The 24,698-nt window shown below is 71.8% G+C and carries 22 protein-coding genes; 6 read left to right on the top strand and 16 right to left on the bottom strand.

The annotated features are described in order from the left end of the window. Positions 1-191, bottom strand: a 191-nt coding sequence (locus MXD61_RS11010; RefSeq protein WP_374628783.1) for a helix-turn-helix domain-containing protein, incomplete at its 3' end; no start/stop codon positions are given. A 348-nt stretch (positions 192-539) separates the two neighbouring features. Between MXD61_RS11010 and MXD61_RS11005 the strand changes: the two genes are divergently transcribed. After that, the gene (locus MXD61_RS11005; protein ID WP_248812733.1) at positions 540-1,559 is read left to right on the top strand and encodes a hypothetical protein; all 1,020 of its coding nucleotides are present in this window, start codon (positions 540-542) and stop codon (positions 1,557-1,559) included. A gap of 5 nt (positions 1,560-1,564) precedes the next feature. Here MXD61_RS11005 and MXD61_RS11000 read toward each other — a convergent pair whose 3' ends face one another. From MXD61_RS11000 to MXD61_RS10980, 5 genes are all read right to left on the bottom strand, one after another. Beyond that, positions 1,565-2,455: a DUF4097 family beta strand repeat-containing protein gene (locus MXD61_RS11000; protein WP_248812732.1), complete on the bottom strand. Its 891-nt coding sequence runs from the start codon at positions 2,453-2,455 to the stop codon at positions 1,565-1,567. Between the two features lie 88 nt (positions 2,456-2,543). After that, positions 2,544-3,254 carry a type II toxin-antitoxin system HicB family antitoxin gene (locus tag MXD61_RS10995; RefSeq protein ID WP_248812731.1) on the bottom strand — a complete coding sequence of 237 codons (711 nt, stop codon included), beginning with the start codon at positions 3,252-3,254 and terminating at the stop codon, positions 2,544-2,546. A gap of 531 nt (positions 3,255-3,785) precedes the next feature. After that, a complete protein-coding gene (locus tag MXD61_RS10990; protein WP_248812730.1) occupies positions 3,786-4,934 on the bottom strand; it encodes a bifunctional RNase H/acid phosphatase in 1,149 nt (382 codons plus the stop codon). Between the two features lie 142 nt (positions 4,935-5,076). After that, positions 5,077-5,820, bottom strand: a complete 744-nt coding sequence (locus MXD61_RS10985; RefSeq protein ID WP_248812729.1) for a zinc ribbon domain-containing protein — start codon at positions 5,818-5,820, stop codon at positions 5,077-5,079. 128 nt (positions 5,821-5,948) lie between these two features. Beyond that, on the bottom strand, positions 5,949-6,875 hold the full coding sequence (locus MXD61_RS10980) for a Nif3-like dinuclear metal center hexameric protein (protein ID WP_248812728.1): 927 nt from the start codon (positions 6,873-6,875) through the stop codon (positions 5,949-5,951). Between the two features lie 194 nt (positions 6,876-7,069). On the opposite strand from MXD61_RS10980, the gene MXD61_RS10975 reads away from it, so the two are divergent. The 3 genes from MXD61_RS10975 (at position 7,070) to MXD61_RS10965 (ending at position 10,986) form a co-directional block, all read left to right on the top strand. Then, positions 7,070-7,360: a hypothetical protein gene (locus MXD61_RS10975; RefSeq protein ID WP_248812727.1), complete on the top strand. Its 291-nt coding sequence runs from the start codon at positions 7,070-7,072 to the stop codon at positions 7,358-7,360. Between the two features lie 167 nt (positions 7,361-7,527). Then, positions 7,528-9,921 (top strand): hypothetical protein, encoded by a 2,394-nt coding sequence (locus MXD61_RS10970; protein ID WP_248812726.1) that lies wholly within the window; start codon positions 7,528-7,530, stop codon positions 9,919-9,921. A gap of 135 nt (positions 9,922-10,056) precedes the next feature. After that, positions 10,057-10,986: a 2-hydroxyacid dehydrogenase gene (locus tag MXD61_RS10965; RefSeq protein ID WP_248812725.1), complete on the top strand. Its 930-nt coding sequence runs from the start codon at positions 10,057-10,059 to the stop codon at positions 10,984-10,986. Here the strand turns inward: MXD61_RS10965 and MXD61_RS10960 are convergent. From MXD61_RS10960 to MXD61_RS10950, 3 genes are all read right to left on the bottom strand, one after another. After that, a complete protein-coding gene (locus MXD61_RS10960) occupies positions 10,979-12,265 on the bottom strand; it encodes a hypothetical protein (RefSeq protein WP_248812724.1) in 1,287 nt (428 codons plus the stop codon). The genes MXD61_RS10965 and MXD61_RS10960 overlap by 8 nt on opposite strands. After that, entirely contained in the window at positions 12,252-12,641 is a 390-nt protein-coding gene (locus MXD61_RS10955; protein WP_248812723.1) for a hypothetical protein, read from the bottom strand. The genes MXD61_RS10960 and MXD61_RS10955 overlap by 14 nt, the downstream gene beginning before the upstream one ends. 196 nt (positions 12,642-12,837) lie before the next feature. Then, positions 12,838-13,218 (bottom strand): hypothetical protein, encoded by a 381-nt coding sequence (locus MXD61_RS10950; protein ID WP_248812722.1) that lies wholly within the window; start codon positions 13,216-13,218, stop codon positions 12,838-12,840. A 286-nt stretch (positions 13,219-13,504) separates the two neighbouring features. Here MXD61_RS10950 and MXD61_RS10945 point away from each other — a divergent pair, with 286 nt between their 5' ends. Next, positions 13,505-14,179, top strand: coding sequence for an LON peptidase substrate-binding domain-containing protein (locus tag MXD61_RS10945; RefSeq protein ID WP_248812721.1), 675 nt, complete (start codon positions 13,505-13,507; stop codon positions 14,177-14,179). Here MXD61_RS10945 and MXD61_RS10940 read toward each other — a convergent pair. The 7 genes from MXD61_RS10940 to lspA all read right to left on the bottom strand — a co-directional run bounded on the left by MXD61_RS10940 (position 14,127) and on the right by lspA (position 20,649). Then, complete coding sequence (locus MXD61_RS10940; protein ID WP_248812720.1) at positions 14,127-14,819, bottom strand: hypothetical protein; 693 nt, start codon at positions 14,817-14,819, stop codon at positions 14,127-14,129. The two genes, MXD61_RS10945 and MXD61_RS10940, sit on opposite strands and share 53 nt — an antisense overlap. 228 nt (positions 14,820-15,047) lie before the next feature. Next, the gene (locus tag MXD61_RS10935; protein WP_374628777.1) at positions 15,048-16,013 is read right to left on the bottom strand and encodes an ABC transporter permease; all 966 of its coding nucleotides are present in this window, start codon (positions 16,011-16,013) and stop codon (positions 15,048-15,050) included. 40 nt (positions 16,014-16,053) lie between these two features. Next, positions 16,054-17,016: an ABC transporter ATP-binding protein gene (locus tag MXD61_RS10930; protein ID WP_163548522.1), complete on the bottom strand. Its 963-nt coding sequence runs from the start codon at positions 17,014-17,016 to the stop codon at positions 16,054-16,056. Between the two features lie 89 nt (positions 17,017-17,105). Beyond that, the gene (locus tag MXD61_RS10925) at positions 17,106-17,750 is read right to left on the bottom strand and encodes a DUF6308 family protein (protein WP_248812719.1); all 645 of its coding nucleotides are present in this window, start codon (positions 17,748-17,750) and stop codon (positions 17,106-17,108) included. A gap of 150 nt (positions 17,751-17,900) precedes the next feature. Next, a complete protein-coding gene (locus MXD61_RS10920) occupies positions 17,901-18,935 on the bottom strand; it encodes a hypothetical protein (RefSeq protein ID WP_248812718.1) in 1,035 nt (344 codons plus the stop codon). Continuing rightward, the gene (locus MXD61_RS10915) at positions 18,932-19,870 is read right to left on the bottom strand and encodes an RluA family pseudouridine synthase (RefSeq protein WP_163548525.1); all 939 of its coding nucleotides are present in this window, start codon (positions 19,868-19,870) and stop codon (positions 18,932-18,934) included. The genes MXD61_RS10920 and MXD61_RS10915 overlap by 4 nt, the downstream gene beginning before the upstream one ends. After that, entirely contained in the window at positions 19,867-20,649 is a 783-nt protein-coding gene (gene lspA / locus MXD61_RS10910) for a signal peptidase II (protein ID WP_248812717.1), read from the bottom strand. Before lspA ends, MXD61_RS10915 begins: the two co-directional genes overlap by 4 nt. Before the next feature lie 501 nt (positions 20,650-21,150). Between lspA and ileS the strand changes: the two genes are divergently transcribed. Next, the gene (gene ileS, locus MXD61_RS10905) at positions 21,151-24,462 is read left to right on the top strand and encodes an isoleucine--tRNA ligase (RefSeq protein WP_248812716.1); all 3,312 of its coding nucleotides are present in this window, start codon (positions 21,151-21,153) and stop codon (positions 24,460-24,462) included. Positions 24,463-24,698 lie beyond the last annotated feature (236 nt).

Here is a 24,698-nt window from a genome sequence, read left to right as displayed (position 1 = left end):
GGGTCCCGTTTCCACCCGGTGAGCATCAGATCGGTTTCCCCGTGGCTGATCCGCCGCTGTTCCTGGGACCACGCCCGATGCCGTTCGGCAAGTGCCCGGTTGTACACGTAGCGGACACAGCCGAATGTTTTCGCGAGGTTCTCCACCTGGTCGGGAGTCGGGTAGAAACGGTAGCGGTACGCCCGCTTCACCACCCGACTTCCCACACCTGACAGAACACGCGATTCCCCGGTCATTCTGGCAGCCGAGTTGACGCGTAGGCCCCGCCCTGAAGGACGGGGCCCGCGCGCTACGTTTCCCGGTCACACCGCCGGTGTAGCCGACTGCCCATGCCCGGACCGTCCTGGTCGGCCACGGCGGGAGACCACTCGCAGCCACCCGGTCTGGCCCTCCGCTGATGTCCGCGCGCAACTAGCGTCCGCGTAGTACGTGGTCGGGCAAAGTACGGGGGCGCACATGGAAGTGGGTCCGGTCCAGGTCCGTCCGCAAACGGACGATGTTCCCGCGCGGCGGGAGACCTACCAGGGCACAGGTGCACTATGCATGAGATCAGCAGGCGGCGGTTCTTCCGGCTGTCCGCAGACGCAGGGACGGCGTTTCCCGCCGGCCTGCTGCTGCTGCGAGGCGTCGGCATGATCCCGTCACAGGACGTTCTTGGGCACGTCGAGTCCCGCATCTGTCAGCTCACCGCCGGTTACGAACGGAACCCGATCGGTGCGACCGCGCTGTACCTGCGGCGACATCAACCGGTGGTACGCACGATGCTGGTCGAGGGCGGACGTTCCACCGCCGTGGACGCCCGCCTGCACCGGGCCGCCGGCAGGCTGGCCGCGCTGTGGGCGACCACCCGCCATGACCTCGGCGACACCACGTGTGCCCGGGTCTCGTTCGCGGAGGCGTTCGAGCACGCGGACCTGGCCCGGGACCGGCCGCTGCAGGCATGGGTTCGGCTGTGGCAGTCGTCGCTCGCCCGCAAGGCCGGTCGCCTTGACGATGCGCTGCAGCTGGCCCGGGATGCCTCGGCCCACGTCGGCACCCAGGCACCGGTGGCTGGCCGGGCGGCCGCGATCGAGGCCCGAGTGCTGGCCGCGATGGGTGATCGACCCGGTGTGCACCTGGCGATCGACCGGGCCTGGCGGGTCGAGGGCGCGCTCACCGCGGAGCAGCATGGCGTTCCCGGCTTCTCGATCGACACGTTGAACCCGCTCACGCTCGCGGAACTGTCGGCCGCCGCCTACGTGGAACTCGGTGCGACCCGTGCCGCCCGGGTCTACACCGATGCCGCCCTGCACCGCCTCGACCAGGCCGGGGCGACCGGGCTACGGTCAATGGCCCGGATCGCGGCCGCCACCGCCGAACTGCACCAGGGTGACGCAGACCGGGCCGAGGCGCTGGTCAACGAGGCCCTGGACATCTCCGCTCACCGGCCCAACGCGGTGATGACCCGCCGGGCGAGGCGCTTTCTCGCCGACGCCCGCCGCCGCGTCGGCCACCATCACGGGATGGCCGGCATCGCCACCCGCCTCGACACCTGGGATCTTCCCGCCGTCCCCGCCTGACGCCTTCACCCGCTGGAGGGGGCAGCGGGATCGACGTCGCCGGTCGGGTCGGCAGGCGTGGCGGGTTCGGTAGCGGAGCGGATGAGGATGGTGCCGTTCTGGGTGCGGGCACGGACCTCGGTCTTGTCCTCGGCCGAGGAAGGGCCGCTGCGCGGGGGCAGCAGGGTGCGGACCTCACCGTTCTTGCTGAGCGCGTCCACCCAGGCGGCCAGACCCGCGCGGATACCGACCTCGACGTCACCGGTGCCGGTGGCGAGGTCGACCCGCCCGCCGACCACCTCTCCGACCCGCAGGTTGCCCCACGCGGTGCGGACGGTGACGTTCGCGGCGGCGTGATCGACGGCGACGTCGCCGCCGGCGGTGGCCACCACCAGGTCGCCCCCGGCCATCCCGATGACGACCGGGCCGGTCGCGGCCTTGACGGTCGCCGCACCACGGATCTCATCGATATGCACCGAGCTTCGCCCGCTGCGCACCACGACATCCCCGTTCACACAGCCGATCCGCAGGTCACCGTCGGCGAGGTTCACCTGCACCTCGTCTGTCCGGTCCAGTTCGACGAGACCGGTGGCGCCGTTCAGTCGGCAGGCACCGAGAATCCCCCGGGCGCGAATGTCGGTGTTGGCGGTCCGCGTCACCAGACTGGACCGGTTCGGCACCTCGACCGTCACGCCTACCGGGCCACGGTTGCCGGCGCGTCCGCCGGTGGGCTTTGTCGACCTGATCTCGAGCTTGTTGCCGGTGAAATTGACCCGGACGCGTCCCGAGGCCGTGCCCGGACCTTCCGTTTCGACCTGGACGACAGTGTCCTGACGGTCACTGGCAATGATCTGTACCTGGCCGTCTCCCAGCTTCAGGTCGACGGTGATGGGTTCGGGTGTACTGAATGTGGCCACGCGAGCTCCTCCTCGTTCGCTCTTGTCCGGTCAGCTTTTCGATGCCTTCCCCACGATGTCCCGCTGGGACAGCGGGCCGGCCCCGGGGTCAACCGACCCAGCCGACAAAGCGTCCGCCGCCACCCGGGTCGCGACGTGCGCGGCGCCGGCCGGCATCCGGATCGGCCCCGGGGTCGGCAAGAGCCGCGCTGACCGCTCGGACGAGCCAGGCGTTGACCGACAGCCCTTCCTGCGCGGCGGCGGCCTCGATGCGCAGCTTCAGCTGTTCCGGTGGCCGGAAGTTGATACGTGACACGGCGCCGTCCCGGCCGTCCGCGAACTCCGCCGGCATCGGTGGCAGCCCCACCGACGACGCCCCCGCACCCCCCGCGGCCACGCCCGACCGACCCGGTCGAACCCAGGTCGCCGACGCATCCCGCCACTGCGGCCCATCGTGCTCGTCATAGCCACTGGGGCCACGCCGGATCTGCGGTTCGCCCTGCTCACCCTGCTCGCTCTCGCCTCCCGCCGGCGTGCCCGTGACAGGAGCTCCTCCCTGGCCGTTGCGCTCACGGCCGGAGGTCTCCGGCGGGGTCACGACGAAGTACGGGTTGCGCCCGCGCAGCCGGACCTCCACCGACCCGGGGGCGAGGTCACGGGTGACCTCCTCGGCGGCGGCGGACAGCACCTCGAGCAACGTGAGCCGGGACGCCGAGGCCACCGCGGCGGTCAGCCGCTCGGCCAGCGCCTGGGCCTCCCCCGAGTCCGCCGCGGCCAGCAGCTCGCTCCGGAGGTTCTCCACATACGGCGTGAGGTCCATGACCGTCAGTCTGGCGCCATTATGGCGCCATGTCAACGCCAATTTTGGCGCCACCCGAGTGCCCATTCGGGCGCCACTTTGGCGCCATGGCTACCGCGTCAGCCGCGAAGGACGAGGCGGACACCGAACCCTGCCACCGCCGCGCCCGGCGCCGCCCCTCGACCGTGATCACGTTCCGTCATGCCACTGCCGGGGGTCGCGGGTGTGCAGAATGCACACGGGTCGCCGTGGGGGCAGTCATGTCCGATATGCCCCCCACAACGACCCGCGTGGACGGATCTTGCCGTAGGGCTCGTTGCGGACCGTGGGGACGGCGAGAGCAGCGTTGCTTTCCGCACTGGAGAGGCGCGATCTAGCTACGGAGAGTGCACAGGTGGACGGGCAGGTTCATGGCGATCGACGATGGCGTCGAACTCCTCGGCGATGCCGTCATCCGGGGGATGGTGCCGCACGTTCAGACGGCAGACCCGGCTACTCGGCCCCGCCAACGGTCTGGCCACTCCCTGGCTGTGACTACTCAGCAGCGGGCTGCTACTCGCCGGCGGTGGTGAGGTGCGCGACGTGGTGGGTGTCGTTGAAACCGCGCAGGACGGCGGGACCGTCGGAGTACCAGTCGATGGTGCTCAGGGCCACCAGGTCGAGGTGCAGGCGGTACAGGACGGTCGGCTCGGCGGCGAGCGCGAGCTGGGTGAGACCCTTGATCGGGGTGACATGCGAGACGATCAGGACTCGGGCGCTGGGATGCTCGGCGAGCAGGCGGTCGCGGACGCGGCCGACCCGGGCGATCGTGTCGAGCAGGCTCTCGCCGCCGGGGGGCGGGACGGCGGGGTCGGCGAGCCAGGCGTCCAGGTCGTCCGGGAAACGCTCGCGCACCTCGGCGAAGGTCATGCCCTCCCAGGCACCGAAGCTGGACTCGCGCAGGTCGTCCTCGACGGTGTAGTCGCGGCCGAGGGCCTCGGCTGTCTGGCGGGCGCGCTTGAGCGGGGAGCTGAGGATGAGGTCGAAGGGCTCGTCGCGCAGCCGGTGGGCCGCGGCGGCGGCCTGTTCGAGACCGAGGTCGGTCAGCGAGGCCTCGATGGTGCCGGAGAAACGCTTCTCCGCGGACAGCGGGGTCTGGCCATGACGCAACAGGACGGTGGTGGTCGGCGGCGCGGGCGGGGCCATCCAGCCGGAGAGGCGGTTGGTGGTGGGGGCGCGGTGGGGTTCGGGGTCGGGCGACTGGGGTTCGGTGGGTTCCCAGGTACGGCCGGCGGCGGCCGCGTCCATGGCCTCGTTGGCCAGCCGGTCGGCGTCGCCGTTGCGCTCGCGGGGAATCCAGCGGTAGCGCACGGCGACGAAGTCGCGGGCGAGGCCGGCGGCCTCCTCGGCCAGCGGGCGCATCGACGGATGCTTGATCTTCCAGCGGCCGCTCATCTGCTCGACGACGAGCTTCGAGTCCATCCTGACCTCGACGGTGACCGACCCGGTGGACGGCGCGGTGAGGTCGGCGGCGGCCCGCAGGCCCGCGATCAGCCCGGAGTACTCGGCGACGTTGTTGGTCGCCCGTCCGATCGACGCGGCGCGTTCGGCGATGACACGACCGCTCGCGGCGTCACGGACGACGGCGCCGTAGCCCGCCGGGCCCGGATTGCCGCGGGACCCCCCGTCAGCCTCGACGATCAGTGTGCGCTCGGTGCTCATCCGCGTCTCCCCTCACGCCGTTGCCCACACGCCGTGCCCGGCGTAAGCGTCCCACCGACAGCTCACCCCCCGACCGCCGACCCCACTTCGCCGCGCTGCGGCGCGTCCCCGTCCAGCTGGATCGTCCAGCTGGATCGTCCGGTTACAGGCCGGACTCGGCGGTGCGGATCAGAATCCGCTGGCATTCCTCGCAGCGGACCACCTCGTCGGCGGGCGCGGCGGCGACCTCACGCAGATCCCCGCCGGAGAGCTCGAGGTGACAGCCCTGGCAGCGTCGCCGCAGCAGTGCCGCCGCGCCGACCCCACCGGACGTCGACCGAATCCGCTCGTACAGGGTGACCAGCGCGTCCGGCAGGGACGGGGCGAGAGCGCCGCGCCTGTCACGCAGGCGGACGGTCTCGGCGTCGATCTCGCCGCAGGCCTTGTCCCGGGCGGTGTTCGCCGCGTCGAGCTCAGCGCGCACGTCGGCCTCGCGGCGTTCCAGGTCGGCGATGCGGCCGTCCAGGGCCTCCACGGCCTCCATCCGCTCGAGCGCCTCGTCCTCCAGGACTCCCTGGCGGCGCGCGAGCGAGGCCACCTCGGACTGGAGGTTCTCCAGCTCACGGGCGTTGCTGATGGCACCGGAGCCGAGCCGATCGGTGTCGCGCGCGGAGCGGGAACGGACCAGTTCGATCTCGTCTTCCAACCGACGCTGAGCTCGGGTCACATCACCGAGTTCGGTACGGACACCGATGAGATCGTCACTGATCGACGCCAGATCGGCGCTGCGGGCGGTGATGACCTCGAGCTCGGGCAGCGTACGGCGGCGCGCGGCCAGCCGGTCGATGCCGGAATCAAGCGCCTGCAGCTCAAGCAGGCGGAGCTGAACTGCTGGTTCGGCCTTCATGGACTCCTCACCGGTGTGCCCTCGAAATGCGTCGTGCCCTCGAACCGAAGCGTGCCGTCGAACCGAAGCGTGCCCAGGTGTGGCGACGGGCCCACCGCGGGCGCGGCCGCGTGCCTTCGCCCGCCGGGCTAGCGGGACGAGACGTGCAGGCGCCAGGGGTCGGTCACAAGAGTGGACACCGTCGTCCTCACCGTACGTCCCCGAGCCGCGAGACCTGCCGTCAACCGGGCGGCGGCCTGCTCGAGCCAGGGCCATTCACTGGCCCAGTGCGCCACGTCGACGAGGACGACCGGATGGGCGCTGACCGCGTCCAGCACGTGATGGTGCCGGCCGTCCGCCGTGACCAGCACGTCGGCACCGGCCGCCCGGGCGGCACCGACCATCTCCCCACCGGATCCGCCGCAGACGGCCACCCGGCGCACCGGGGTGTCCGCGGGCCCGGTCGCCCGCACTCCCCCGGCCGTGGCGGGCAGTGCCCGCGCGATCCGGGCGCAGAACTCCCCGAGCGACTCGGGTGCCGCCAGCTCACCGATCCGACCGAGCCCCCGGCACACCGCCGGGTCAGGCTCGCCACCGGCGTCGTGCTCGTCGACCGCCCCGACCGCCCCGACCGCCCCGGCGGCCACCTCGGCGGCCTCGGCCTCGACGGCGGCGGCATGCTGGGCTTCCAGCGGGCGGACGTCGCGCAGGCCGAGCGCCGCGGCCAGGGCGTCGCTCACCCCGGGTGCGGCGACATCGGCGTTGGTGTGGGCGGTGAACAGGGCCACGCCGGCGCGCACCAGGGTGGCGACCACCCGGCCGCCGGGGGTCGTCTCGGCCACTGTGTGCACGCCGCGCAGGAACAGCGGGTGGTGGGTGATCAGCAGGTTGGCGGAGCGGGCCGCCTCGGCGGCCACCTCTGAGGTCGGGTCGACCGCGAACAGCACCGACTCGACCGGTGTGTCCGGGTTGCCGACCACCAGCCCGACCGCGTCCCACGTGGCGGCCCAGCTCGGCGGATAGACGCTTTCCAACACCGCGACACAGTCACGGACCGTCGCCGTCCCATCGTTCATCGGGAGAACCCTACCCGTACGGTCGCGGCGGTCTGCCATGCGGTCACGCCGGCCGCACCGCTGCCGAGACGACACCGACACGATGCAGAGTCGAGGCCGAGGCGCCGCACGCCGCGGACTCCTCCCCCCGTAACGTCACGGATGGCAACAGACCCGCACAGGTGCGGGCGGCCACAACGAAGGGGTACCTGACCATGGCGGACGTGTCGGTGCGGTTCCAGGTGGCGGGTGATTCGGAGATCGTGCTGAACCTCGGGACCGCCGAGGCGGTCCGGCTGGTCGAGGCCATCATGCGCAAGGTCGCCGAGGCCGTGGGTGGCCCCTCCATGGGCAACAACGGGATGGGTAACCCGGCGATGGGTGGGCCGAGCATCGGCGGCGGCTCCCTCGGCAACAACGGGATGGGCGGCACGCAGCGTGCCGCCGTCGGCTCGAGCTGGCCCGAGATGCCGCAGTCGGGCAACGGCCTGCCGCCGACCCGGTAGCCGAAGCCGACAGGCCGATCCGGGTGGCCGCGGCGCGCCGGGTCCACCGGACGGCCCGGGGCGATCGGCCACGGAAAGCGGTTGCTTGGGCAAAAGCCCGACACAATGACCGCCCATCGCGATACAACTCCGCACAGCCATTCCCACCGAAAGGACAATGATCACGCATGGCGGGGGACGTACCGGTCGACGAACGCGCGCTGATCATCCCGTCCGGTCCGGGCAGCGCCAGCGTGCTGCGCGCGGCGGCGAGTCCTGACCAGCCGGGGCGGGGGGCGACCCCACCGACCACGACCACCTCGGCCGTCCCGACCGGTGCCGCCGGAACAGCGGGCACCGCGGGCACGACCGCCGGCGCCCCGGGCGCGGCGACACCCGCGGACCCCCGCGGCGAGCGGACTCTGCACCACTACGGGCGGGTCCAGGTGCTCGGTCGGCCGCGTGACCCCGACACCGCGCGCCGCTCGGCGACCACGCAGCACCAGCCCGGGGTGCGCGGGCTCGCCGCGCTGATCCCCCCCGCCGACGGCAGCGTCGTGTCCACCACGGGGGTCTCCCCCGGTCTGAGTCGCGCCGAGACGTTGGGGCTGGACGCCTTCCGGCTGCGGGCGAGCTCGGCCTACCGTCAGATGAAGGCCGAGCGCCCGCGGGACGGCCACGACTGGGACATGGACCGGCCCTGCACCGACGTCCCACCCCCGCGGACCTCCGCGCCCAGCACCCCGACCCCGCCCGCGGCCCTCTCCCCCACCGCCACGCCGCTGGCCCCCACCGACCCGTCGTCCGCCGTGAGCGGCACCACGTCGGCGGGTGGCACCTCGACCCTGGGGACAGCGGCCACGGGGACAGCGGCCACGGGGACAGCGGCCACGGGGGCGGCGGTGCGGGCCACCTCGTCGAACGGCGCGATCGGCGACGGGGCGTCGAACGGCCCGCTGCCGTCTTCCAGTGCGGCGGGCGTGCCGACCAGCTCGCGGCTGGAGGGTTCGGTCGCCGTCGGGCTCATCCTCGTCGAAGGGCCCACCGCCGACCTGCAGTTCACCGCCGCCGAGCGGACGAAGGTCGTCGCCGAGGTACAGAACGGCCTGTCCTGGTACGCCACCACCAACCCGGCGGCGGACCTGGCCTTCCACTACGACATCCAGATCGTGCGGCTGTCGGTCGCGGCCAACCCGAACGCCACCGACCTCGAGGCGCTGTGGCGCGACCCGACCATGGACCGGCTCGGCCACAAGCCGAACTTCGACGGCGTCTACGACTACGTGGACGCGCTGCGCGGCCGGCTCCAGACCACCTGGGCGTACTGCGCGTTCTTCACCAAGTACCCGGTCGGCTACTTCGCGTACTCGTCGATCGGCGGGCCGCGCATCGTCATGTCGTACGAGAACGACGGCTGGGGTCCCGACAACATCGACCGGGTGTTCACCCACGAGACCGGGCACATCTTCGGCGCCCCCGACGAGTACGGCGGCGCCGGCTGCGACTGCGGCGGCGAATGGGGTGTCTTCCACGCCCCCAACGGCAACTGCGACAGCTGCGCCTCCGCCCCGGTCGACTGCCTGATGCGTTCCAACAGTTTCGCGTTGTGCCGCTACACCCCGAGCCAGCTCGGCTGGGGACGTGGCGTGACCGGCAACCCGGTGCTCATCCAGTCGAAGGGCCTGGGCCGCACCGGCAACTTCGAGGTGCTCGTCCCCTCGGTGTTCGCCGGGCTCACCCACGTCTGGCGCGACAACGACATCACCAGCTATCCGTGGCGCGATCCGTGGCAGACCGCGCAGTCCCTCGGCCCCGTCGACGCCGTCTCGATGGTGCAGAGCACGCTGGCCACTCCGGGGCCACTGGAGGTCGTCGTCCGGGTCGGGGACGGGCTGCAGTTCCTCTGGCGGGAAAGCACCGGCATGTTCGCCTGGCACGCACCCGTCCCGATCGCCTCGGGTCAGGGTGTCCGGGGTGTGCCGTCGCTGGTCCAGAGCCGACTCGGCGCCAAGGGCAACTTCGAACTGCTCGTGCCCGCCGCCGACGTGGGCCTCGTCCACCTGTGGCGTAACCACGACGTGCAGGGTTTCCCGTGGAGCAGTCCGACCCGGTTCGGCGCGAACCTCGGCAAGGTCGACGCGGTCAGCCTGATCCACGGCACCCTCGGCGGCGGCACCGGCATGCTCGAGGCCGTCGTGCGGGTCGGCAGCCGGCTCGTCCACCTCACCCGGGACAACACCGCGGTGTGGCGAACCGGCCCGACCTTCGGTGAAGGTGTCGCCGGCAACCCCGCGCTCATCCAGAGCACGTTCTCCGGTGGCGCGCGCAACTTCGAGGTCGTCGTCCCCTCCGCCGGCGGAGGGCTGATCCACTACTACCGCAACAACGGCGCGTCCACCCCGTTCTGGAGCGGCCCGCGCCCCTTCGCCCCCTCGCTGGGGCGCGTCGACGCGGTCTCCATGATCCAGAGCAACTTCGACGGCCATCTGGAGGTCCTCGCCCGCGTCGGCGACGAACTCCACATGATCTGGCGGTCCTCCGGGCCGACCGCCACCTGGTCCACCCCCCGCCGCGTCTTCTGACCCGCTGCGGCCTCCTCGCACGGCGGCTCGTGGTTCGCCGGCCGACTCCCCAGGACCGCAGCCGCGGGTCGTCCGGGTAGGGTTCCGCCATCCCCCTTTCCGAAGGGCGCATAGCGGACACGGGAGTTGGCCTGCATGCATATCGTTGTCCTGGATGAGGTGGAGCTTTCCGACCGGCAGTACAGGCGGCTGGCGAGCCTCGGATCGGTCGACGTCCAGCACGACAGTCCCGTGGACGGCGGCGAGGCCGTACGCCGGTTGGCACAGGCTGACATCGCCGTGGTGGGCTGGACGCAGCTCGGCGCGGCCGAACTCGCACAGCTACCCCGGCTCCGCCTCATCTCGGTCTGGGCGACCGGATTCGACTATGTTGACACCACGTTCGCACGAGAGCGCGCCATCACCGTCACCAATGTTCCTTCCTATGCGGAGCGCGCCGTGGCCGAGTTGACGATCGGCCTTCTGCTCACCCTGGCCAGAAAAATTGTTCCGGCAGATTTGTCGGTACGTCGCGGCAGTTACGAGTGGCGAGGTTTTCAGGGATTCGAGCTGCCCGGAAAGACGCTTGGCCTGATCGGAGTCGGCAGCATCGGCCGCGAGGTCTCCAGGCTGGCGAAGGCCTTCGACGTTCGGGTTCTTGCGCACTCCCCGAACCTCACACCGGCTCGAGCCGCGACGCTGGGAGTCGATTGTGTGTCGCTGCACGAACTGCTTTCATCCAGCGATGTCGTCTCACTGCACGTACCACTGACAGCCGGCACCCGGCAGCTGATCGGCAGGGACGAGATCGCGCTGATGAGGCCGACCGGATTCATCATAAACACGTCCCGGGCGGCAGTGACAGACCAGTCCGCGCTCGTCGACGCACTGGCACAGGGCAGGATTGCGGGAGCGGCACTGGATGACATCGATTTTCCGGACGAACGCCTGACCCGGCTGCCCAATGTAGTCCTCACTCCGCACATCGGCTTCTACACCGATCGGGCGATAACCCGCAAAGGAGATGTCTGCATCTCGAACATCGCCGCCTACCTGGCCGGCACTCCGGACAACGTTGTCAACTGAGCAACATTTTTCCGACTTCGCCGAACTCACGCACGGCCGCGAGTCGTCGAGCATCTTTCGGCACGGCCAGCAGGGCGTCGTCCGCCCACGATTTGATCAGCTGTGACCGAAATTCGGCCGGGATGCCCTGAAGTGTCTCGATGCCGAACTGACAGCCACCGACAACATCGCCGCCGCGGATGAGCGCCTGGGCTCGATCAAGCCGCACGAGGGTTGGGTCAAGAATTTCCGTCGCCGGAAACAGGTCCAGTGCGCGATCCTGGGCATCCAGCGCCAGGCGCGTCGAGCCCAGGGTCGTCAGGGACTTGCCGGCACTGAACCTGAGCTGCTGCTCGGTCCAGCCAAAAACCCCGCCGGACTCCGGATCGCCAACCATGTCAAACGCGTCCTCGGCCCGGCCCAGGGCGATGAGCGCGCCGTGCTCGTCCCCCAGTTCGGCGAGCGCTCGCGCTTCGACCGTAGGCGCCATCACACCCGCCGCGTAGCGCCCTGACCCTGCTTGCTCTTCGGCCGCCCTGGCGAGTTCGACCGCCCGCCACGGTGATCCGCTGTAGTGCAGGAAGAAGAACGCCTCCCGGGCCAGGCTCCAGGCGCCAAGCTTTTGATCTCCTGCCTCGTCGGCGGCAAGACGGCAGGTGCGCATCCAGTTTCGCGATGTTCGACTTTCACCCAGGTCGTCAGCGAGAATCGAGACGAGCGCCGACAGCTGACCAAGGGAACGCACCAGATGCTTTCGGCGAGCCGGGGAACGAGATTCCTCGATGGAGCTCTGGAGGTCGGATACGTCAAGGACGACATCCCGAAGGAGCGACACCGGGGGGCGCACCGCGTAGGATCGCGCATAGTTTGCCGCGATGACATCCCAGGGCTGCGCCAGATCTCGTCTTTCCGACCTGCTGGAAAGATCCTCCTCGATGCCCTGCTGGATACTTTCGAGCGCCTCCCACATTCCAGCCGAGACGGAGGATCCAACCCCCAGCGCGAAGTTCCGGAGAAACGCGCGGCGCCGCATGTGCTCTGCACCTCCCCGCACCGGCGCCCCGACCCGGCGGATGGATGCACCTGTCTGGTCGACCGATCCTACCGTGACATCCCCGTAGACCCGGCCAATGACAGTGACATTCTCCACCGCAGCAGCATCGTTCACCGACACCCTAAAAAGGCTGATCTCCGCTACGGATTCCCCGGTCTCCCCCCCGGAGACCGCCGCCAGGTTGGTCGGGAGCCGCCGCTCGGTGTCACCAAGCGGCCCGGCCGGTTCGATGTCAGAAGTTGACATCGCCCTGCACCTCGGCGATGTTCACCAGCTTGCCGATGCTCGCGTTCCCGGTCACCTCCGTCACGAAACGGCCCGCGACGGGATCGCGGGAACCTTCTCGGACAAGCCTCTCCAACTGGTCCGAGAAGTCGGGGTCATCGTCCGCATAATGTTGCACAAAACCCGCGAGGGCCCGAATCCTGGCCGGGTCCGAAGGCCCCGCCCGCAGCTCTTCCAACGCTGCTGCGGCACCTGGATCCGAGCCGAGCCTGTCGCGCACGAGATCGGCCAGTCGGCGCACGAAATCCCACGCTCCTCGGCCGGCACCGGCGCCGAAGGCCTCTGTTGCACGGGTGGCGAGCAGCGCCGCCACCGCCAGTCCGACCGACTCCACCACTGCGCTCCCCCTGACCAGCCGACGCGCACATACCGCCACTGTCCAAGCTACGACTGTGATCCGGAATGTCAAAGGACTATCCGTGGACGCCGATCGTCGCGCCCGCGCCCGCGCAGACCGGCCGTCCTTTTGTTTGTCACCACGCAGTCAGCGACAGTCCCTTTCCAGGAGAGGTGGTCCCGTTCGGGAATGCCGGCTACTCGGCCAGGTTCGGCATGTCCGGGGGTGTGCGGCCGGGGGCGTCCCAGGATTCGCCGTCGGACGGGCCGCGGGGTTTGTCGACGTGCCGGGCGAGCCAGCCATCGACGAACAACGACTCGGCCGGGCTCAGGGCCGCGCGCAGGTCCGCCGACACCGCGTCCACACACACCGCCCGCACCCCCGGCAGCGCCGCCACCTCCCCCGCCCGGGACGGCGGTGCCGCCAGCAGCACCAGCCGCGGCGGGAACCTCGAGGTGACCTGCCCGAACCCGCCCACTCCTGCGTCGCCCGCACACGTCCCGTCGGGCGGGCCGTCCGGGCTCGGGTCGTCCGACGCGGCCAGAATGACGAGTAGTTCCGGTTCAGTTCCCCACACGCGCCCATTGTCCGGCGCGCACCGGCGGATGTCCCGGTTACCGGCAGTACCCGTGCGCCCCGCGTCCCCCGGTCGGGCCGGCGTCTGCCGGGGGCGCGTCCCCCGGTCGGGCCACCCCACCGCGAGGACGAACGACCGATGCGGCGGGCATGGGACGCCCGTCGGCCGAGGAAAGGGGAGAATCACAGAGCCTGCCGGATGGACACCGTGCCCGTCCCGGGACAAAGTTGCAGAAAGGCTCGGCCGTGAACCGGTGCAGGGCGCCGGAGGGGGGAGAACGCCGGCGATGAGCACCCGACTGCCGCTGTTCCCACTGGGGACCGTCCTGCTGCCGGGGCTGGTGCTACCGCTGGAGATCTTCGAGGAGCGGTACCGGACGCTGGTCCGCGAACTGCTCGCCCAGCCCGATGACCACTCCCGCCATTTCGGGGTGGTGGCGATCCGCCGCGGGCGCGAGGTGGGTCCGGCGGTGCCGGCGCTGCACCAGATCGGCTGTACCGCGGTGCTGCGCCGTGTCCAGGAACATCCCGACGGGCGGTTCTCGCTGCTGACGGTCGGCGGGCGGCGTTTCCGCATCGACGAGGTCGACCAGCAGGGCGCGCCCTACCTGCTCGGTCAGGTCGAGTACCTGCCGGACGAGGTCGGTGACGCCCAGGCCGCTCAGGAGGCCATCGGCCCGGTGCAGCGCCTGATGCGCACCTACGCCGAGCGGCTCGCCGCCACCGGCACCGTGCAGATCTCCCTGCCGGACCTGCCGGACGATCCGATCGCGCTGTCCTACGTGGTGGCCGCCGCCGCGGTCACCGACCTGTCCGAACGCCAGGGGCTGCTCGCCCAGGCGGACGCGGCGCAGCGGTTGCGCGCCGAGCGGGCGCTGCTGCACCGCGAGGTCGGGCTGCTGGGCCGGATCACGACGATCGGTTCGAGTGAGCTGCGCCGCGTCGACCCGAGCCCGAACTGACCCGCAGGGAGGCCACCCACAGGCCGAGCCCGAACACCAGCAGCGCCGTCACCGGCAGCACCAGATAGAGGCCGTGCGCCCGGACCCGCACGTCCACCAGATCCACCAGCACCGAGGACGCGTTCGCCGGCAGCCCGTGCAGGGCGTCCGCCGACCGACGCAGATGACCGGTCCACCCGGCGATGAGCGCCCCGGCGGCCCCACCGGCGGCGAGCCCGAGCGGCACCGGCCACCCGGCGTCCCGTGCCCGCCACAGCGCCACCGCGCCGCCGATCAGCCCGGCGACGGCGCAGATGAGCCCGAACCGGGCGTCGATGTCGCTCTGCACCGCGAACGCCGACTCGTTACCGGCCAGCGCCCCGTTCACATTCAGATGCGGCGCCGCCGCCGCCCACAGCAGGCCGAGCGGAAACCCCGCCACCACCATGACCGCCGCGCAGATCAGCCCGGCGAGATATCCCCGTCGCCCGGGCGACCCGAGCCCCGGATGCGCACCGCCTCGCCCGGGCAGGACCGCGAACCAGCCAGCCCGCTCACCCGCATCCCCGTGGATGCCGGCTCCCAGCGGTGACGCGGGGGGCGCCGACGGATCCTGTCGACCAGCCGAGACCGGCCCGGATTCGGATGATCTTTCCCTCACGTCGCCCCGCTCCGCCACCAGGCACCCGCTCGGCGGTCTCATCGCGGGAACCGCCACACCGACCACTTCTGACACCTGACCCTATCGTGCCGGTACACCGGCCCCGCCGCCCAAGCCAGCAGCCGACCCGCCGGCCGCGCGGGCGCGCGAGGGCGGCGAACACCGGGGCCGCGGCCCGTCCTTCGCCGCCCCGGGGACGGGCCGGTCAGCGCCCCCGGGACGGGTGGGTCAGGAGGTGCCGACGCGGCGCAGGGCCAGGACCGCGATGGCGAGGGCGCCGACGCCCACGGCGGCGCAGACGGCGAGGTCGGCGACCACCGTCGTCCAGTTGACGTCGCGTTGGAAGGCGGCGGCCAGGGCGTCGACGGCGTAGGTGCTGGGCAGGGCGTCGCGGGCCAGCCGGCCGACCTCGGGCAGCCGGTCGGCGGGGATGACCCCGAGGAACAGCACGATGCTCATACCGAGCTGACCGGCGATCGTCGCGAGTTCCGGGCGTGGGGCGAGCAGGCCGACGGCGGCGCCGATACCCGACAGGCACACCCCGGAGAGCAGTACGACCGGCGCCAGCAGCCACAGCCCGGACAGCGACAGCCCGTACAGCAGACTGCCGAACACCGCGGTGACCAGCGTGCCGGGGGCGGCGAAGGTCGCATAGGACGCGGCGGTGCCAAGCACCACGGCGGCCGGTGGGATGGGCAGGGTGAGGTAGTAGTCCAGCGCACCGGCGGCCCGCAGCGCCCCGAAGCGCTGCGCCAGCAGGTTCAGCGCGACGAACGCGACGACGAGCACCGTGGACCCGGCGACGACCTGCCCGGCGGCGGCGTTGTCGCCGACGTCGAGGATGCCCCGCAGCAGCACCAGGATGCCGATCGACTGGAACGACGCGACGAACAGCAGGGGAATCCGTCCGACCTTCGACCGGGCGAGCTGCCCCCGGTAGACCGCGCCGAAAGCGGTCCCGAAGCCGGTGGCCGCCGGGATGCGCGGCAGCATCAGTCCCGCGGGCCCCGTGGACAGCGCCTGGTCACCCGACGACTGGTCACCCGACGACTGGTCGGCCGACGGTTCGGCGCGCGACAGCGGGTCGGTGCGGGGCGCGGTGGCGTCCGGCGCGGTCAGCCCGGGCAGGTTCGCCACCGGGACGCTGCGGACGACGTTCATCGTGGTGCCACGGGCGTCGGGAACAACGGTCATCGGGCCCACACCTGCTGGGCCGGACGACAGAGAGGTTCGGTCACGTCCGCTCCAGGTCTCGGGACGCCCCGCCAAGGGTGAGGTACACGTCCTCCAGGGACGGTGTGGCGAGGCTGAAGTCGTCCAGGGCGGCGAAGGCCGCTCCGGTGGTGAGCCGGCCAAGGGCCTCGCGGGCGGCGACGGGGGCCATCCGCACCGTCCAGCGGCGGCCGCGGATGGTGGCCAGGCCCGCGAGCATGGCGATGGTCGGATCGTCGGTGGGCGGATCGTGCCGCCAGGCGAGGTCGAGCCGGACGTCGCCGGAGACGGACGCCTTGAGCTGACCGGGCGTGTCACAGGCGATGACCCGCCCGGCCTCGAGCACGGCCACCCGATCAAGCACCGACTCGGCCTCCAGAACGTTGTGCGTGATGAGCACGATGGTGGTGCCGGCGGTGTCCCGCCGGTGCTGCAGTGCCCCCCACACGGCCCGGCGGGCGACCGGGTCAAGGCCGGTGGTCGGCTCGTCGAGAATCAGCACCGGCCGGTCGCCGACGAGCGCCGTGGCCACGCACGCCAGCCGCCGCTGCCCACCGGACAGGCTCGACAGCGGCCGGTGCGCGACCTCGGTCAGGCCCAGTTCGGTCAGGATGGCGTCGCGCGCGGACCGGGCGTCGGCACGGGACAGCCCGCGCATCCGGGCGGTGGTGCCGACGGCCGTGGCCACCGGAAGTTCGGCCAGGGCCAGGTCGGCCTGACCCAGGTAGCCGGCCAGCCGGGAGGGCAGGTCGGGTTCGGCGCGGACGTCTCGACCGAACATCGTGATCGTGCCGGCGTCCGGACGCAACAGACCCATCAGCTGGCGGACCAGAGTCGTCTTGCCCGCACCGTTGGGGCCAAGGACTCCGAACACCTCACCCTGGCGCACGTCGAGGTCGATGCCGTCGTTTGCGAGGACGGAGTGCTCGCCCACCCCGTGTCGCCGGGTGAGCCCGCGGACGGCGTAGCTCAACACGCCGCCCATTCTCGCAGCCGAACTGGCGAGCGGGCCGCCCCGGTCATCGGGGAAGCCTCACACCCCCCGCATCGGCGACCATGTCGGGGCACTACGCATCAGACCGCGCTGCTCATCCAGACCACGATGTCGAGCATCCGCAGCGGGGTGACGGGCGGACCGCCCTCGGGCACCAGGCTCGCGAGCCGACGGAACTCCTCGGCGTTCTCCCGCAGGTCGTACTGCATGGCCCGAACGAGCAGACCCATGTACTGCCGCCAGCTGCGGCCGTCGCGGGGGGACGGCGGGACGCAGTCCTCATGCTGGTAGAAGATCCGCACCTTGGAGTCGAACAGCGGCACCAACGCCGGACGCTTGCGGTGCAGCACCTTCGCGATCAGCGAGCCCTTGACGTCACGGTCGGAGACGTCGGGGTCGTCGAGCGGGTCGTAGAGGGCCGCGACCAGGTCAAGGGTCATCTCGTCGGCCTCGACCAGCTCGATCCCGGGGGGAAGCTTGTCCAGCGCGCGTTGCAGCAACGGCTGCAGGGCGGTCAGGGTGTGCATCCGGTCGACGGCGACGTGCACGCCGAGCAGAGTCGGGGCGAGCAGATCACTGGTACACAGCAGGTCCGGGTCGCTGTTGGTGACCAGACCGTCGTAGTAGGGATAGGCGTACCGCAGTCCGCGCCGACGAGGGCCCAGATACTCGGCCAGCAGGCTTTCCGCGTCGAAGACCTCTCGGGTCCCTCTCGCCAGCTTCACCGCTGGGCTCCTTGTCGTTGTCCGGAACCTAAACCATGTCCGCCGTCATCCTGCCCGGTCCCCGCCGGTCCGGGAGCGTCGGGGTTGGCCGCAGTATGACCTGGAACTGACCGCGACCAGCGCCGATGATGCGGTACGCCACCAGGCGCGTCAGTGCCGATCCGGTGCCAGTGGGATGAAGGTCACAGTCGGCGGGGCGGTGTCGGGTGGCGCGGGGTCGACGACACGGACCCTGGGGTCGGCGGCGAGCTGGGTGAGTCGTCCCGCCGGGGCACGCACGACCGCGGCGAACAGGCAGGCGCAACCGGCCCGCAGGTCGGCCGCGGCGCGATCGTCACGTTCCTGGGCGTGCGCGTCGCCGGCCCGCCCGTCGGCGGCGGCGCGCTCGGACGCCTGGCTCGCCGCGGCGGCGAACACGGCCTGGACATCGGCCACCGGGTCACGCACCGTGACCTGCTTGGTTTCGCCGCTGATCCCCGCGGTGAAGAACACCTGCACGATCCGGTAGCCGCCGACGATGTCGAGCAGCCCGCCGGGGGCGACCGCGGCGGTCAGGCTGGCCACGGCGTACACGTCGGTGGCGGGTGCGGCCGCGGTCAGTGAGGCCAGACTCTGCCGGCTCGCGCCGAGATAGTCAGCGACCGTGTCCTGCGCGGCCGGCCCGATCCGCACCGCCGGCACCGCGGCGGCGCCCCCCGACGCACCGCCTTGCGACGCACCGCCTTCGGGGGCGCTGGCCGGCACCGGAGCGGGTGCCGAGCCGCCCGGTAATCCCCTGCCCTGCCCCGCCCCGCCCGTGGCGACCAGGGTCGGTGCCCGGTCGCGGGCGCCCTGCACGATGGCCGCCACCGCGCTGACCACGATGAGGGTCACCACGCCGAGCACGACGATCCGCCCACCCCGGCCGCCCGGCAGCACGATCGGGCCGGCTGCACCGTCGTCGCCCTCGGCGACCCGCAGCCGGTCGACGACCTGCCGGGCCCGCCGCGCGGGCGGGTCGAAACCGGCCACCAGCAGACGCCGCAGCGCCACGACCAGATGGCGGGCCCGGGGCACGACGACGTCGTCCAACCGGTCAAGCGCCCCGAGTGCCCCGAGTGCCCCGAGCGCTCCGTGCCCGCCGACACCCGGGCCGGTACCGGCGCCGGCGCCGGCCCGGGCGCGGGCACCGGCCGCCTCGGTCATGTCTGGTCCCGTAGCCGTTCCAGCGCGTCGGCGAGATCAGCCGGATCGGGGCTGGTGAACGTGACCTGGCCACCGTGCCCGGGATGTTCGAACGACAGCGAGGCCGCGTGCAGCCACTGGCGGCGCAGCCCCAGCCGCTCGGCCAGGGTCGGGTCGGCACCGTAGGCCAGGTCGCCGACGCAGGGATGCCGCAGCGCCGACAGGTGCACGCGGATCTGGTGGGTGCGACCCGTCTCCAGGCGCACCGACAGCAGTGACGCGGCCCGGAACGCCTCGTCGAGGTCGTAGTGGGTGACGCTGGGCCGGCCGTCGGCGACCACCGCGAACAGGCCCGGACGCCGCGGATGCCGGTCGATCGGGGCGTCGACGGTGCCACGGGACGGGTCGGGATGGCCCTGCACGACGGCGCGGTAGCGCTTGTCCACCTCCCGCTCCCGAAACGCCCGCTTGAGCAGGGTGTACGCCCGCTCGCTCTTGGCCACGACCATGGCGCCGGTGGTGCCGACATCCAGACGGTGCACCACGCCCTGGCGCTCCGCGGCGCCGGAGGTCGACACGCGGTAGCCCATCGCGGCCAGCGCGCCGATCACCGTCGGCCCGGTGAACCCGGGGGCGGGATGGGCGGCGACCCCGACCGGTTTGTCGACGACGACGATGTCGTCGTCGTCGTGCAGGATGCCAAGCCCCGCGACCGGCGTCGGTTCGACGGTGATGGGCCGCGGCGGCGCCGGCAGGCACACCTCCAGCCACGAGCCACCACGGACCCGGTCCGACCGGCCACGGATCTGACCGTCGAGGCTGGCCTGGCCGTCCTCGACGAGGGTCGCGGCCGCCGTGCGGGACAGCCCGAACATCCGCGCGATCGCCGCGTCCAGGCGAACCCCGTCCAGGCCGTCGGGCACCGGGAGGCTGCGCAGGTCACCACTGGTGTTCACCCGCGCGGCGCCTGCTGCTCGGAGTGCTCGGACCGTTCGGAGTGCTCGGGGGTCGCGCCATCCCGGCGGGCACCGTCCGGGGTGTCCGTGTGGTGGCTGCCGTCCAGACCGACGCCGCGCAGCGACAGCAGCACCGCCAGGACGCCACCGCAGACGATCGCCGAGTCGGCGACGTTGAAGATCGGCCAGTGGTGCAGGTGGACGAAGTCGACGACGTGGCCACGCAGCGGACCGGGCGCGCGGAAGATCCGGTCGATCAGGTTGCCGATGGCCCCGCCGAGCAGGGCGCCGAGCACGACAGCCCAACCCGTCGAGCGCAGCCGGCGGGCGGTGAAGACGACCACGCCGATCACCAGCAGGGCCACCAGGCTCAGCACCACGGTGGACCCGCCGGCGATGCTGAACGCGGCGCCGGAGTTGCGGGTGAGTTCGAGGTCAAGCACACCCGGGATCACTTCGACCGGGTTGCGGCCCGACAGCTTCGCCACCGCGAGATGCTTGGTGATCACGTCGAGGGCGATCAGCGCCGCGGCGGTCGCGACCAGCAGGGCGACGGGACGGCGGGCCGCTCCCACCCCCGCCGGGCGGCTGGCGGCGGGGGCACCGCGGCCGGTGGGATCTTCGGACACGCTGCTCCCGATGCTTGTCGTCGCGATACCGGCCGGCGTGACACCGGCCGACGCCACACTGGCCGACGAGACGCTGGTGGACGAGACGCTGGTGGACGAGACCCTGGTCGACGAGACCCTGGCCGTCCCGATGCCTGTCGCCTCCCCCATCGGGTCCACTTTACGGGCCACCCCGCGGCTTGCGGACGCCCCACGCCCCACGCGATCCCGACCGGGAGAACTGTCAGCCCGGTCGACTAGACTCGGTCGTGCGCGACACAGCGTCGATGGGGACGAGTAGCGGCGAGTGCGGCCCGAGCGAGCCGGGGTTGGTGGAAGCCCGGTGGCCAGCACGTCCGCGAAGATCACCCCTGAGCTGCCGGCAGAACGGAGCCCGCGCCCTGGCACCACCCGGTGCCGCGGGCCCTCAGTAGATCCGGTCGTCACGCGCATGACGAGAGGCCGCCCGGTCCACCGTCCCCGCCGTGAGTTCCGCGGCGGTGCCGGCACCGGGCGTGCAAGGAGGGTGGTACCGCGGTACCCCCGGCTGCCCGTACGGGCGTCCGGTGGCGTCGTCCCTCTGCCTGGCACCGATGCCCCTGTCCGGCACCGATGCCCATGACAGCGACGACCAGCCAGCGACGACGACCGAGGAAGACCGGGTCCGCCACGATGAACGACGCCCCACGCACCCCCCGTTACGCCCCGCTGCCCGCGCAGGCGGACCTGCCCGCCCTCGAACGCGAGACGCTGGCCCGCTGGCAGGACACGAAGGTCTTCCACCGGTCGCTCGCGGCGAGCGCCGACCGGCCGCTGTGGCGCTTCTACGAGGGCCCACCGACCGCCAACGGCAAGCCCGGCGCCCACCACGTCGAGGCCCGCGTCTTCAAGGACATCTTCCCCCGGTACCGCACGATGAAGGGCTACCACGTCCCCCGCCGGGCCGGCTGGGACTGCCACGGCCTGCCCGTCGAGCTCGCCGTCGAGAAGGAACTCGGTTTCACCAGCAAGAACGATATCGAGGCGTACGGCATCGCCGAGTTCAACGAGCGCTGCCGCGAGTCGGTGCAGCGCCACGTCGCCGAGTTCGCCTCGATGACCGAGCGGATGGGCTACTGGGTCGACCTCGACAGCGCCTACCGCACCATGGACACCAGCTACATCGAGAGTGTCTGGTGGTCGCTGCGCCAGATCTTCGACAAGGGTCTGCTGGTCGAGGACTTCCGCGTCACCCCCTACTGCCCGCGGGACGAGACCCCGCTGTCCGACCACGAGGTCTCCCAGGGTTACACCGACGTCGACGACCCGTCGGTGTACGTCCGTTTCCCCCTGCTCGCAGACGAGCTTGGCCTGGCCGAGCGGGGCGCGCACCTGCTGGTGTGGACGACCACGCCGTGGACACTGGTGTCGAACACGGCCGTCGCCGTGCACCCGGACGTCGAGTACGTGCTGGTCCAGGCCGCCGGCGGCGAGCTGTTCGTCGTCGCCGAGGCGCTGGTGGCCGCGGCCGTCGGGGAGGATGCCCGCGTCCTCGAGCGTTTCACCGGCCGCGCGCTCGCCGGTGCCCGCTACGAGCGGCCGTTCGACCTGCTCGACGCCGCGTTGTTCGCCACCGGCACCGGTGTCCCGCACACAGTGGTCACCGCCGCGTACGTCACCACCACCGACGGCACCGGGCTCGTCCACCAGTCCCCCGCGTTCGGCGCCGAGGACCTCGCGGTCTGCCGGGCCGCCGGGCTTCCGGTGGTCAACCCGGTCGGCCGCGACGGCCGGTTCGTCGCCGACACACCGCTGGTCGGCGGGCTGTTCTTCAAGGACGCCGACGCACCGCTGAACGCGGACCTGACCTCCCGTGGCCGGCTGTGGCGTGCGCTGACCTACACCCACAGCTACCCGCACTGCTGGCGCTGCCACACCCCGTTGATCTACTACCCGCTGCCGTCCTGGTACATCCGCACCACCGCGATCCACGACCGTCTGCTCGAGGAGAACGCCCGCACCGACTGGCATCCGTCCCGCATCCGTGACGGCCGGTACGGCGAGTGGCTGCGTGGCAACGTCGACTGGGCGCTGTCCCGCAACCGCTACTGGGGCACCCCACTGCCGATCTGGCGGTGCGCGGACGACCCGTCCCACCTGGTCTGCGTCGGGTCGCTCGCGGAACTGTCGGAGCTCGCCGGACACGACCTGACCAGCCTCGACCCGCACCGCCCGTTCGTCGACGAGATCACGGTGGCATGCCGCACCTGCGGGGCGGACGCCCACCGGGTGCCCGAGGTGATCGACGTCTGGTACGACAGCGGCGCGATGCCGTTCGCCCAGTGGGGTGCCCCGCACCGGGGCGCCGAGGAGTTCGCCCGGCACTACCCGGCGCAGTACATCTGCGAGGCGATCGACCAGACCCGCGGCTGGTTCTACACCCTGATGGCGATCGGCACGCTCGTCTTCGACCGCTCGTCCTACGAGACGGTGCTCTGCCTCGGGCTGCTGCTGGACGCCGAGGGCCGCAAGATGAGCAAGCACGTCGGCAACGTCCTCGACCCGTTCGAGCTCTTCGACCGGCACGGCGCGGACGCGGTCCGCTGGCTTATGCTCGCCGGCGGCTCCCCCTGGTCCGATCGTCGGGTCGGCCACGAGGCGATCGAGGACATCGTCCGCCGTGTCCTGCTCACCTACTGGAACACCGCGTCCTTCTTCGCCCTCTACGCCGGCGCCGCCGGCTGGCACCCCTCCACCAGCACGGACACCGCCAGCACGGACACCGCCGGCACCACGGCCGCCGGTGAGACGGCCCCGGCCGGCGTGCCGGCGCGCCGACACGTCCTGGATCGCTGGGCGCTGTCCGAGCTCGCCGACACCGTCGCCGAGGTGGACGAGGCCCTGGACGGCTTCGACTCGCTGCGCGCCGGACGACGCATCGCCCGCTTCGTCGACGACCTGTCCAACTGGTATGTGCGCCGTTCCCGCCGCCGTTTCTGGGCCGGCGACCCGGACGCCCTGGCCACCCTGCACACCTGCCTGGACGCCCTGACCCGGATCATGGCGCCGTTCACGCCCTTCCTCACCGACTGGCTGTGGGCGCGCCTGTTCGCCGACACCACCCCGACCACCCCCGACTCCGTGCACCTGACCAGCTGGCCCGAGCTGCCCACCGACCTGCACTCGGCGCAGCTGTCCGCGCAGATGGAGCTGGTGCGCCGGATCGTCGAACTCGGCCGGGCGGCCCGCGCGTCCAGTGGTATGCGCACCCGTCAGCCGCTGACCAGGGCCGTCGTCGGCGCCGCGGCCTTCGCCACCCTCACCCCCGAACTGCACGCCCAGATCGCCGAGGAACTCAACGTCGGGACGGTGGAGGCGGCCACGTCCGACCTCGTCGACATCACCGTGAAGCCCAACTTCCGCGCCCTCGGTCGTCGCTTCGGCAACCGCACCAGGACCGTCGCCGCCGCCATCGCCACCGCCGGCGCACCGGTGGACGGCCACCTCACCCTCACCGTGGACGGTGAGACCATCGAGCTCTCCGGTGACGATCTGATCATCACCGAGACCCCGCGGCAGGGCTGGGCCGTTACCGCCGAATCCGGCCTGTCCGTCGCCCTCGACCTCGAGATCACCCCCGATCTGGCCCGCGCCGGTGTCGCCCGCGACATCGTGCGCATCCTTCAGGACGCCCGTAAGGCCGCCGGTCTCGACATCACCGACCGCGTCGACGTCCGGTGGGCGAGCACCCTCGCCCCCACCGCTCTCGCCCTGCGCACCCACAGCCGGACCGTCGCCGAGGAGGTCCTCGCCGTCACCTTCACCGAGGTCGACCCCGCTGACCTGGCCCCCCTGCCCACCCAGACCACACCCCTCACCGGCACCGGCACCGACCTCGGCGCCAGCACGGGCACCGGCACCGACCTTGGCGCCAACAGCGACCTCGGCTTCACGTTCAGCCTGACCCGCGCGACCCTGCCCACCCCGGCCGCCACCGCCAGCTGACCGGCGCTGCGGCGCTGCGGCCGCCCGCCGCCATGCCACGTCCCGTCCTCCGCAGGGCAGCGCAGGGCAGCGCAGGGCAGCGCAGGGCAGCGCAGGGCAGCGCAGGGCAGCTGCCGAGGGTTGTAAGGGCGCATGCCGAGGGTTGTTCGGGTAGTCGGGGCCGATTTCCCGAACAACCCTCGGCATGTCGTGATCTTCATCGCGGGCCACAGCCGCGGGGGTGCTCGTTGCCCCAG

Origin of the sequence: Frankia sp. AgPm24 (assembly GCF_023243055.1) — a bacterium.
GTDB lineage: Bacteria > Actinomycetota > Actinomycetes > Frankiales > Frankiaceae > Frankia > Frankia umida.
The sequence above is the reverse complement of the archived record's forward strand: the minus strand, read 5'-3'. Positions and strand labels throughout refer to the sequence as shown.